The sequence below is a fragment of the Candidatus Nanopelagicales bacterium genome, assembly GCA_018003655.1.
Taxonomy (GTDB): Bacteria; Actinomycetota; Actinomycetes; order S36-B12; family UBA10799; genus JAGNDY01.
In genome coordinates, this window is the sequence record JAGNDY010000040.1 from 1 (window position 1) to 11,089 (window position 11,089).

10 protein-coding genes are annotated in these 11,089 nt (G+C 64.0%); 9 read left to right on the forward strand and 1 reads right to left on the reverse strand.

Going from position 1 to position 11,089, the window contains the following annotated elements; all coding sequences use genetic code 11:
• On the reverse strand, nt 1-986 hold a 986-nt coding region (locus KAZ48_06985), incomplete at its 3' end, for a chorismate-binding protein (GenBank protein ID MBP7972529.1).
• A 122-nt stretch (nt 987-1,108) separates the two neighbouring features.
• On the opposite strand from KAZ48_06985, the gene KAZ48_06990 reads away from it, so the two are divergent.
• From KAZ48_06990 to KAZ48_07030, 9 genes are all read left to right on the forward strand, one after another.
• Nucleotides 1,109-1,801, forward strand: coding sequence for a demethylmenaquinone methyltransferase (locus KAZ48_06990; GenBank protein ID MBP7972530.1), 693 nt, complete (start codon nt 1,109-1,111; stop codon nt 1,799-1,801).
• Nucleotides 1,802-1,963: 162 nt separating this feature from the next.
• Complete coding sequence (locus tag KAZ48_06995; protein ID MBP7972531.1) at nt 1,964-3,262, forward strand: geranylgeranyl reductase family protein; 1,299 nt, start codon at nt 1,964-1,966, stop codon at nt 3,260-3,262.
• Nucleotides 3,263-3,400: 138 nt separating this feature from the next.
• Nucleotides 3,401-3,778, forward strand: a complete 378-nt coding sequence (locus KAZ48_07000; protein MBP7972532.1) for an NADH-quinone oxidoreductase subunit A — start codon at nt 3,401-3,403, stop codon at nt 3,776-3,778.
• Between the two features lie 26 nt (nt 3,779-3,804).
• Complete coding sequence (locus tag KAZ48_07005) at nt 3,805-4,359, forward strand: NADH-quinone oxidoreductase subunit B (protein ID MBP7972533.1); 555 nt, start codon at nt 3,805-3,807, stop codon at nt 4,357-4,359.
• On the forward strand, nt 4,356-5,069 hold the full coding sequence (locus tag KAZ48_07010; protein MBP7972534.1) for an NADH-quinone oxidoreductase subunit C: 714 nt from the start codon (nt 4,356-4,358) through the stop codon (nt 5,067-5,069). Before KAZ48_07005 ends, KAZ48_07010 begins: the two co-directional genes overlap by 4 nt.
• Entirely contained in the window at nt 5,069-6,415 is a 1,347-nt protein-coding gene (locus KAZ48_07015; GenBank protein ID MBP7972535.1) for an NADH-quinone oxidoreductase subunit D, read from the forward strand. Before KAZ48_07010 ends, KAZ48_07015 begins: the two co-directional genes overlap by 1 nt.
• Nucleotides 6,415-7,074, forward strand: coding sequence for an NAD(P)H-dependent oxidoreductase subunit E (locus KAZ48_07020; GenBank protein MBP7972536.1), 660 nt, complete (start codon nt 6,415-6,417; stop codon nt 7,072-7,074). Before KAZ48_07015 ends, KAZ48_07020 begins: the two co-directional genes overlap by 1 nt.
• On the forward strand, nt 7,074-8,378 hold the full coding sequence (gene nuoF / locus KAZ48_07025) for an NADH-quinone oxidoreductase subunit NuoF (GenBank protein ID MBP7972537.1): 1,305 nt from the start codon (nt 7,074-7,076) through the stop codon (nt 8,376-8,378). The genes KAZ48_07020 and nuoF overlap by 1 nt, the downstream gene beginning before the upstream one ends.
• Complete coding sequence (locus KAZ48_07030; GenBank protein MBP7972538.1) at nt 8,375-10,993, forward strand: NADH-quinone oxidoreductase subunit G; 2,619 nt, start codon at nt 8,375-8,377, stop codon at nt 10,991-10,993. The genes nuoF and KAZ48_07030 overlap by 4 nt, the downstream gene beginning before the upstream one ends.
• Nucleotides 10,994-11,089 lie beyond the last annotated feature (96 nt).

Genomic DNA, 11,089 nt, shown 5'->3' on the forward strand with positions numbered 1-11,089 from the left:
GTGGGATGCAAGGAGGCCGCCAGCGCCAACACGGGGGTGTCGTCCACCAGCATCCCGGTCACATCGGTCGTCAGGTGTTGAACGTTGGCCAGGCGCAGCACGCTAGGCCGGATCGGGACCACCAAGTCGGTGCAGTGGGCTGACAGTGCCGCAGCGACCGAGCTGACAGCGTAGGAGTGTTCTTCTTGATCCTTGTCCGACCCAAGTAGGGCTTGAGCCAGTCGGCCATCCTCGCCGCGGTCTTCGTCGGAGCGAACCGTTCCCGCAAGCACCCGCGAGGTCACCCGGTCGTCCTCGCGACGCAGCAGCAGTTCTGGGGTCGCGCCGACCATTCCGTCGACGCTGAAGGCCCAACAGGAGGGGAATTCCGTGGCCAATCTGGCAAGCAGGTGACGCGGATCGATCGGCCGTTCGGCGGTCGCGACCACGTCTCGGGCCAAGACAACCTTGTCGAGTTCGTGGGCATTGATCGCCGTGATCGCTTCGGTGACGCTTGCCTTCCATTGTCCGATCTGGCGACCAGCAACGTCGGAGCGGATCTGACCCGGATTGACGATGGGAGTCGGTTCGCCGATGGCAGGGGTGGGCAGTCCGTCTTGATCAGCGCTGATCGTCGTCAGCCACGATTTGCCGTCTCGCCGACCGACCACGACCTCAGGTACGACCAGCACGCTGCGTCCCGGCTCGGAATCGAAAGCGAACGATGCGAACGCAACCGGGCCGGTGCCCGCCTGCAGCACGGTGTCATCCACCCGGGCGGCCGCGCAAAGGCGAGCCCACCAGCGGTTTGCCCGGCTGAAGCGTTCGCTGCCACCGACCTCATAGCGGGCGGCCTCACCCCAACCAACCACACCCTCGCCGCCGCGAACCCACGCCAGTGCATAGGCATCCGGCAACAGTTCGAGTAGTTCCCGGTCGTCGTCGAGTGGAACGGTGGTGACAAACAGCTGACCCGGGTGGGCCGGATCCCGCGGGGAAGGAGTCACCGGATCAGGGTACGCCTGCGTTGCGTGGCATCACCGTCGTCGGTCGGCACGTAATTATGGGCAGCCGGGCAAAGGTTGTCGCACCGATTGACCGGCCGGCGGCACCGAGTAGCGTCAGGCTCGTGACTCGAGCAGATCTGAGTAAGACACCCGGAATGGTCGCTGGGATGTTCGACGACGTTGCTGCCCGCTACGACGTGACCAACGACGTGCTTTCCCTCGGCCAGACCCGGGCATGGCGCAAAGCGGTAGTTCGAGCGGTCGAGCCGTCAGCCGGTGAGCGGATCTTGGACCTTGCCGCCGGCACCGGCACCAGTACCGAACCGTTCCGACAGCTCGGTGCCGACGCGGTCGCGTGTGACTTTTCCATCGGCATGCTGCGAGTCGGGGCATCGCGATTGCCAGCAGTCCCGTTCGTGGCTGGCGACGCCTTGGCGTTGCCATTCGCCGACGGGGCATTTGACGCGGTGACCATCAGTTTTGGGCTGCGCAATGTCCAGCAGACCGAGGCGGGCCTCCGGGAAATGTGGCGGGTCACCCGTCCCGGTGGCCGCCTGGTGGTCTGCGAATTCAGCACTCCGTCGGCGCCGTTGTTCCGGCGGATCTACCTCGAGTACCTGATGAAGGCCCTACCCGGGATCGCGACGAAGGTCGCGTCGAATCCCGAGGCGTACGTGTACCTGGCTGAGTCGATTCGTGCCTGGCCAAATCAGCAGGAGCTGTCGGCGATCATCAGCCAAGCAGGTTGGACCGACATTCAGTGGCGCAATCTGAGCGGCGGAATCGTCGCCCTGCACCGCGCGATTCGACTGTAGTCGCGAGGGTTCGATCAGCCGCCCGGCACGGGCTCGTTGACCACGGGGGGCAACCGGGCGGACGGTTCACGCACCAGCCGCGGGGCAGGCGTAGACTCCCGCCGGAAGTTGTTCGTGAACGCTTTCACAAGCGCACGTACCGGTCGACGATTGGGACGATCCGTGACACAGCAATCGGTTGCCCCCGCAACGGCGGGCCAGGCCGACGTCATCGTGGTTGGTGCTGGCCCGGCTGGATCGGCCACTGCTTACCACCTAGCCCAGGCTGGCCTGCAGGTGTTGTTGCTGGAGAAGACCCAGTTCCCCCGCGAGAAGGTCTGCGGCGACGGCCTCACCCCGCGAGCCGTCAAGCAACTCGTCGGCATGGGCATCGATGTTTCCAAGCAGGCCGGTTGGCTACACAACAAGGGTCTTCGGATCGTCAGCGGCGGCCAACAGCTCGAGGTCGCGTGGCCAGAGCTCGCGAGCTTTCCGGACTACGGACTCGTGCGACCCCGCGCAGACTTCGACCAACTGTTGGCGCAGCGGGCAGTGGCCGCCGGGGTTCAACTGCGCGAACGGACGAATGTCACCGGCCCGATCACCGACGACCGAAGCGGTCGGATCGTTGGTGTCACGGCCAAGCCAGTGGACGAAGCTGGCCGGACCGTCGGCGATGAGGTCTCTTACCGGGCGCGCTTGGTGGTCGCCGCTGACGGCAACTCCACCCGGCTGAGTCTGGGGATGGGCCTGCACAAGCGCGACGATCGGCCGTTGGGCGTTGCGATGCGTACCTACTACCGCAACCCGGCCAGTCGGGATGACTGGTTGGAGACCTGGCTCGAGCTCGATGACGGTGAGCGACTCCTACCCGGGTACGGCTGGATCTTCGGGATGGGCGATGGCACCTCCAACGTGGGAATCGGTCTGCTCAGCAGCGCCGAGCAGTTCCGGGGTATCGACCAACGGCAACTCCTGGAGCAGTGGCTCAATCGGCTGTCACCGGAGCGCGGATTCGTGCCGGAGAACATGACCCAACCGGTTCGCGGCGCGGCGCTGCCGATGGGTTTCAACCGGCAGCCGCACTACACCCGTGGCCTCCTGCTCGTCGGCGACGCGGGGGGCATGGTCAATCCGTTCAACGGTGAAGGCATCGCCTACGCCATGGAATCCGGTGCCATCGCGGCGGACGTCATTTCAGCGGCGCTCGCGCGGGCTACGTCGACCCAGCGCGAGCATGAACTGCTCGCCTACCCGCGCATCCTCAAAGACACTTATGGGGGCTACTACACGATCGGCCGGTACTTCGTGAAGTTGATCAGCGAGCCTCGGGTGATGCGGTTGGCGACCCAGCGGGGACTCAGTCACGAGCGCGCGATGAAGGTCGTCTTGAAGCTCCTTGCCAACCTGACTGATCCGCGTGGGGGCGATACCACCGATCGGGTGCTGAACGCACTCGCTAAGGTCGCACCGGCAGCATGATGGCCAGCGGGAGAAATGAAGCCAGCTTCCCTAGGATGGGACAGCCTGGGTTCTGGCTCGACCGGTGTCGGCCCAATGCGGTCCAGGTAACACACGCCATGCGAGCAGCCGGCCAGCCAGCCAGCACGAGTTCGACAGATGGAAGGAGTGCCCGTGGCTAATCCGTATCTGCCGATCTTCGTCCTGGGAGTGCTCGCCACCGGTTTCGCGGTCTTCTCCGTGATTTTGGCTTCACTGACCGGGCCCAAGCGTTACAACCGTGCCAAACGCGACGCCTACGAATGCGGAATCGACCCCACTCCGCAACCGGTTGGCGGTGGCCACTTCGCGATCAAGTACTACCTGACGGCCATGATGTTCATCATCTTTGATATCGAGATCGTCTTTCTCTACCCCTGGGCGGTCTCGTTCAACTACATGGGGATGTTCGCAGTCGTCGAGATGATCCTGTTCATCGTGACTGTCATGTGCGTCTACGCCTTTGTGTGGCGCCGCGGTGGACTCGAGTGGGATTGATATGACCGAAGGAATAGGCGCCTGACATGGGTATCGAAGAGAAACTCCCCAGCGGCTTCATGCTGACGACCGTCGAGGCCGTTGCAGGCTACGCGCGCAAGAGTTCACTGTGGCCTGTCACGTTCGGCTTGGCCTGCTGTGCCATCGAGATGATGGCCTCCGGCGCGCCACGCTACGACCTGGCCCGCTACGGCATGGAAGTCTTTCGGCCGTCTCCGCGCCAAGCCGACCTCATGATCGTCGCCGGTCGCGTCAGCCAGAAGATGGCTCCGATCCTGCGCCAGGTCTACGACCAAATGCCCAACCCCAAGTGGGTGATCTCGATGGGGGTGTGTGCGTCCTCGGGCGGAATGTTCAACAACTACGCGATCGTCCAGGGTGTGGACCACGTGGTGCCGGTGGACATTTATCTACCGGGTTGCCCACCACGGCCGGAGATGCTCATCGACGCAATCCTGAAGCTGCGCGAGGAGATTCTGCACATGAAGATCGGCGCTAATCGCGAGGACCAGGTCGTCGAGCGGGAGGCACTGGCGCTTGAGGCAGTGCCCACCTCCGACATGAAGGGGCTGCTCCGGTGACTGACGCAGAAGTTCCCGGCCAAGCGGTCGAGGTGAGTCCCGGCACGGTCGAGGCTGCTCCCGCTCGAGTGGAGCGACGCAAGGGCGCGTTCGGTGTGCACGGCTCGCCGGATGTGTCCGGTTACGGCGGACTCGACGTCCAGATCGTCATGCCCGGCTCGTCTCCTCGCCCCTACGGCGGCTGGTTCGACGAGGTTGCCGACGAGTTGGCCACAGTCCTCGGCGAGGGGTTCGCCAGCGCGATCGAGAAGGTCGTCGTCGACCGCGGCGAATTGACGTTCCACGTTCGCCGGGAGGACTTGCCCACGGTGATGGCTGCCCTGCGCGACGATCCGATGCTCCGTTTCGAGATGTCGCTGGGTGTCAGTGGCGTGCATTGGCCGCAGGAAGCTGGCCGCGAACTTCACGCCGTCTACCAACTGCGGTCCTACACACACAATCGCGAGGTCCGCGTCGAGACCACGTGTCCGGACTCCGATCCGCATGTGCCCTCGACGGTGCAGATCTACCCGACCAATGACTGGCACGAGCGCGAGACCTACGACTTCTTCGGAATCATCTTCGATGGGCACCCGTACCTGACCCGGATCCAGATGCCCGATGACTGGCCTGGCCATCCCCAGCGCAAGGACTACCCCCTCGGTGGCATTCCGGTGGAGTACAAGGGCGCCACCACTCCGCCCCCGGACCAACGGAGGTCCTACAGCTAATGACTGACACCACGTACTCCGAGCAGGAGCCCACCACCTCCAACCCATACCAAACGACGGAGGGGGAGAAGGTCTACACAGTTACCGGTGGCGACTGGGACACCGTGATGGCTCCACCCGACGGCGAGAAAGACCGCCTGATCGTCAACATGGGTCCGCAACACCCGTCCACCCACGGCGTGCTGCGCATGATCGTCGAGCTTGACGGCGAGGCCGTCACCCAGATGCGCTGCGCGATCGGGTATCTGCACACGGGCATCGAGAAGAACATGGAGTTCCGCACCTGGACGCAGGGCACCACGTTCGTGACTCGGATGGATTACGTGGCTGGGCTGCACAACGAGCTGGTCTACTCCCTGGCCGTCGAGAAGCTGCTCGGCATCACCGATGACATCCCGGAACGCGCCAACGTGATCCGCGTGATGATGTCGGAATTGGCGCGCGTCTCCTCGCACCTGGTCGCCATCGCGACCGGCGGCATGGAACTTGGTGCGCTGACCGGTATGACCCAGGGCTTTCGAGACCGGGAGCCCATTCTGGACCTGTTCGAGGCCATCACTGGGCTTCGAATGAACAACGCCTACATCCGACCCGGCGGGGTGGCAGTCGACCTGCCAGCTGGGATTGAGAAGACCATCCGCGAGACGGTCGCGCACACTCGCAAGCGATCTGTCGACACCGTCAACTTGCTGATCGATAACGCGATCTGGCTCGGTCGTACCCAGGGCGTTGGCTACCTGGATCTGGCTGGCTGCATGGCCTTGGGGATCACCGGCCCGATCCTTCGTGCGACGGGGCTGCCCTGGGATCTGCGTAAGAGCAATCCCTACTGCGGTTTTGAGAATTACGAGTTCGAGGTTCCCACCCAGACGACCTGCGACGTCTACGGTCGGTTCCTCATTCGGATGGAAGAGATCCAGCAGTCGCTGAACATCGTCGATCAGTGCCTGGACCGCCTGCAGCCGGGCCCGGTGATGGTGGCGGATAAGAAGATCGCGTGGCCATCGGCACTCACGGTTGGCCCCGACGGGCAGGGCAACTCCCTGGAACACATCAAAATGATCATGGGTACGTCGATGGAGGCGTTGATTCACCACTTCAAGTTGGTGACCGAGGGCTACCGCGTGCCACCGGGTCAGGTCTATTCGGCCATCGAGTCGGCAAAGGGCGAACTCGGCATGCACCTGGTCAGCGATGGTGGGACCCGGCCCTATCGCGCGCACATGCGCGATCCAAGCTTCACGAATCTTCAGTCCGTTGCGGCAATGACAGAAGGCGGCATGTTGTCCGACGTGGTCGCCTCAATTTCCAGTATTGACCCGGTGATGGGTGGGGTGGACCGCTAATGGCGTTGACCGAGAACACCCGCACAGAACTGCAGACAATCGCCGACAAGTACCCACAGGCACGCTCGGCGTTGCTCCCGATGTTTCACCTCGTGCAGTCCGAAGAGGGTTACGTCAGTGTGCGCGGCATCGAGTTGTGCGCCGAGGTGGTGGACCTCTCCCTTGCAGAGGTGTCCGCAGTTGCGAGCTTCTACACCATGTTCAAGCGGCATCCCGTCGGCGAGCATCACATCGGTGTCTGCGTCAATCCACAGTGCGGCGTCCTCGGCGGCGAGGCCATCTGGGATGCGCTGACCGACAACTTGGGCATCGGCCACGACGAGACGACGCCGGACGGAAAGTTGACGATCGAGCGGATCGAGTGTCAGGCGGCATGCACCTACGCACCCTCCTGCACGGTGGACTGGGAATTCGTGGACGACATGTCCGTGGACAAGATGCGCGACCTGGTCGCCAGACTCCAGGCAGATGAGCCAGTTGATTCCAGTCGAGGTCCGCAGATTCGGTCCTTCCGTGCCACCGAGCGAACCCTGGCCGGCTTCGACGACGGACTGTCCAACGCCGACGCCAACTGCGCCGACGCTGTCATGCTGCGGGGGCTGACCGTTGCGAAGGAACGCGGAATGACCACCCCCACTCCCGACGGGAGCGTCAACTGATGACCCTGACTCCCAACCTGACCGCCCACTGGGATGAGCCTGGCTCGTACACGATCGCTGGCTACCGGCGCCACGGCGGATACCTCGCGTTGCCCAAGGCGTTCGAGATGGGTCCCGATGCGGTCATCAGCGAGATGAAGGACTCCGGGCTGCGCGGACGCGGTGGCGCCGGCTTTCCCACTGGCCTGAAGTGGAGTTTCGTGCCGCAAGGCGATGGCAAGGCCCACTACCTGGTGGTCAATGCCGACGAGTCCGAACCGGGCGCCTGCAAAGACGTCCCGTTGATGCTCGCGAGTTCGCAGCACCTCATTGAGGGCATGATCATCGCCTCCTACGCGATCCGTGCCAACCTTGCGTTCATCTACATTCGCGGCGAGGTCCCGCACGTCATCCGAAGGATGCATGGCGCCGTCCGGGAGGCTTACGAGCAAGGCTTCCTCGGCAAGAACATCTTGGGTTCCGGGTTCGACCTCGACATCGTGGTTCACAGTGGCGCGGGTGCCTACATCTGCGGTGAGGAAACGGCGCTGCTCGATTCCCTGGAGGGTCGACGTGGCCAGCCGCGCCTCAAGCCACCCTTCCCCGCCGTTGCTGGCCTGTATGCCTCGCCAACCGTGGTCAACAACGTCGAGACGATCGCTTCCGTGCCGGCGATCATCCGTAATGGCGCCGATTGGTACGCGTCATTCGGGACCGAGAAGTCCAAGGGCATCAAGGTCTTTGCGGTTTCCGGTCATGTCAACAAACCCGGCATCTTCGAGGCACCGCTCGGTGTCACCATGCGCGAGCTGATCGACTACGCCGGTGGGATCCGCGACGGTCACGAGCTGAAGTTCTGGGTTCCCGGTGGCTCATCGGTGCCGCTGTTGACCCCCGAACACCTGGACGCGCCACTGTCATACGAGGGCATGGAAGCCGTGGGCACGATGTTGGGCACCGCAACCCCGATGGTCTTCGATGAGACCGTCTCGGTCGTGCGGACAATCACCGGCTGGTTGGACTTCTACAAACACGAGTCCTGCGGCAAATGCACCCCCTGCCGCGAGGGCACCTGGTGGATCGACCAGTTGCTCCATCGGCTGGAGGAGGGAACCGGCAAGGTCGAAGACCTCGCCAAACTCGAGGAACTGTGCGCACAGATTCTCGGTAGGTCCTTCTGCGCACTCGGCGATGCTGCGGCAACCCCCTACCCCGGCGCGATGAAGTACTTCCGCGACGAGTTCGTGGCGGGCACCCACACAGCCGCAGAGGACCTCTTCAATCCGAACGCCTCGCTCGTCTTTGAGGGGGTGCGTACGTCGTGACCGTGAGCACCCCAGCGACGTCAACGCCAGCACCGGCAATCGAGACCGTCACGCTGACGATCGACGGCATCGAGATGACGGTTCCCAAGGGCACCCTGATCATTCGGGCGGCCGAGCAGATGGGTACCGAGATCCCGCGCTTCTGCGATCACCCGCTGCTCAGTCCGGTCGCCGCCTGCCGCTCCTGTCTGGTCGAGATCGAGGGCATGCCCAAACCGCAGCCCGCGTGCGCGATTCCGGTTGCCGACAAGATGATCGTCAAGACGCAGCTGACCAGCGAGGTCGCCGACATCGCACAGCGTGGAGTGATGGAGTTCTTGCTCATCAACCATCCGCTCGACTGCCCGGTCTGCGACAAGGGCGGCGAATGCCCACTGCAGAACCAATCGATGACCCATGGCAATGGTGAATCGCGCTTCGACGGCGTGAAGCGCACGTTCCCCAAGCCGATTGCCGTGTCCAGCCAGATCCTGCTCGACCGAGAGCGCTGCGTCTCCTGCGCGCGCTGCACGCGCTTTGCCGACGAGATCGCCGGCGACCCGTTCATCGAGCTGTTCGAGCGCGGTGCCCAGCAGCAGGTCGGCATCGCCGAGGACACCCCATTCGACTCCTACTTCTCCGGCAACACCGTTCAAATCTGCCCCGTTGGTGCACTGACCAGCACCGACTACCGATTCCGCGCTCGGCCGTTCGACTTGGTGTCCACGCCGACCACGTGTGAGCACTGCGCATCGGGTTGTTCATTGCGCACCGATGACCGCCGCGGCAAGGTGATGCGTCGCTTGGCTTGGGACGATGTTGAGGTCAACGAGGAGTGGAACTGCGATAAGGGTCGCTTCGCCTTCACCTACCTCAACACCGATCGGCTGACCAGCCCGATGATCCGCGAGGACGGCGACCTTCGGGTTGCGTCCTGGCCCGAGGCCATTGCGCTGGTCGCGGCAAAGCTGGACGAACATCGCGGGCGCACTGGCGTGCTACCCGGTGGACGCCTTACCCGCGAGGATGCCTACGCGTACGGCAAGTTCGCGCGGGTCGCGATGGGCAGCGACGACATCGACTTCCGTGCCCGCCCCACCTCAGACGAGGAACATCAACTGCTCGCGTCACTTGTTGCTGGCAGCGGCTTGGGAGTCACCTACGCGGACCTTGAGTCCGCGCCAATCGTGCTACTCGTCGGGCTGGAGCCGGAAGAGGAATCACCGATCATCTTCTTGCGCCTACGCAAGGGTGTTCAGGCAGGCACGACCAAGGTTGCCGCAGTCTCCTCGTGGGCGAGCCCGGGCCTGGTCAAAACCGGGGGCGTGGTCTTGGCCGCCGCACCCGGTGGCGAGGCGCAGTTGCTGACGGCGCTGAAGGATGGCGCAGGGTCACTGTCCGTCGAGGCATCCGAGGTTGCCGATGCACTTCGCGAGCCCGGCGCAATCGTGCTGGTCGGCGAACGACTGGGGCTCCAACACGGTGGCATCTCCGCTGCGGTCGCATTGGCTGGCGAGACCGGAGCAGCACTGGCGTGGGTACCGCGCCGAGCTGGGGAACGAGGTGCGCTCGACGCGGGAGCGCTGCACGGGTTGCTACCCGGTGGCCGACCGATTGCCGACGATTCCGCGCGGGCCGAGGTTGCCCAAGCGTGGGGCATCGACGCGTCGCAGCTGCCCACCGAGGCGGGCCTGAGCTTTGCCGAAATCATCGACGCGCTGCGGACGATTGACGATGAACCCACCGACGAGCAACGACCGCTCGGAGCCGATTCCGCTGCCTATGTCGATGACGAGGTCCAGACCATCGAGTCCGACGGCGAGGTTGAAGCGGTCACGCTGACGGCCGACCCAACCGAAGTCGCCGCGTTGGGCACAGGGGTCGATGCCGACGACGAGGAGCCCACGCCACGGATTTCGGCACTGGTCGTTGGCGGCGTGGAGATCAGCGATCTGCCGCGGCCGGACGAGTTCCGCCAAGCGCTGATGGAAGCCGACTTTGTGCTCAGCCTGGAGACCCGGCTGTCGGCGGTTGACGCCTACGCCGACGTCGTGCTCCCGGTTGCGGTGGACACCGAGCGCATCGGTTCCTATGTCGATTGGGAAGGCCGCATTCGGTTCTTCAACAAGGCAATGAAAGACACGCGACCACTGTCCGACGGACGTGTCCTAGCCATGATCGCTGAGGAAATGGACCGCCCGATCGGTTACGGCGACCCCGCTTCCCTGCGGCGAGAGCTTGAGTCACTTCGGCCATTTGAGGGTGTCCGTGCGCTGGTGCCGACGGTGTCGGCACCCGTCGAGCAGCGGCCAGCAGGCGGGACAGCTGTGCTCGCTAGCTGGCGGCACCTGCTTGACCTGGGCATTCTGCAAGCGGGCGAGTTGTACCTTGCGGGCACCCGGCGGCGCCCAGTTGCCCGGCTGTCAGCAGCGACCGCAGCCAGCGTCTCGGTGAACGATGGTGACTTGCTGTCGGTGAGCTCGACCGATGGTGTCATCACGCTGCCGTTGGTCATCACGGACATGCCCGACGGAGTCGTCTGGATACCTGGCAACTCACCCGGATCGACCGTCAACGAAAGCCTCGGCGTCCTAGCTGGCGCGATCGTTGGCATCAGCCGTGGAGGTACGCAATGAACGACCTCGTCGCACCCGCGCCCACGCCACTGGCGCAGACTGCCGGGAACTCCACCATGGGTTGGTTCGGCATCGACCCCGTGTGGTTGGTCATCG

Bases quoted from the DNA above. Each gene is read 5' to 3' on its own strand.
- KAZ48_07000 (MBP7972532.1), top strand. From the start codon at position 3,401: ATGGAAGGAGTGCCCGTGGCTAATCCGTATCTGCCGATCTTCGTCCTG.
- KAZ48_07020 (MBP7972536.1), top strand. From the start codon at position 6,415: ATGGCGTTGACCGAGAACACCCGCACAGAACTGCAGACAATCGCCGAC.
- KAZ48_07015 (MBP7972535.1), top strand. From the start codon at position 5,069: ATGACTGACACCACGTACTCCGAGCAGGAGCCCACCACCTCCAACCCA.
- KAZ48_07005 (MBP7972533.1), top strand. From the start codon at position 3,805: ATGGGTATCGAAGAGAAACTCCCCAGCGGCTTCATGCTGACGACCGTC.
- nuoF (MBP7972537.1), top strand. From the start codon at position 7,074: ATGACCCTGACTCCCAACCTGACCGCCCACTGGGATGAGCCTGGCTCG.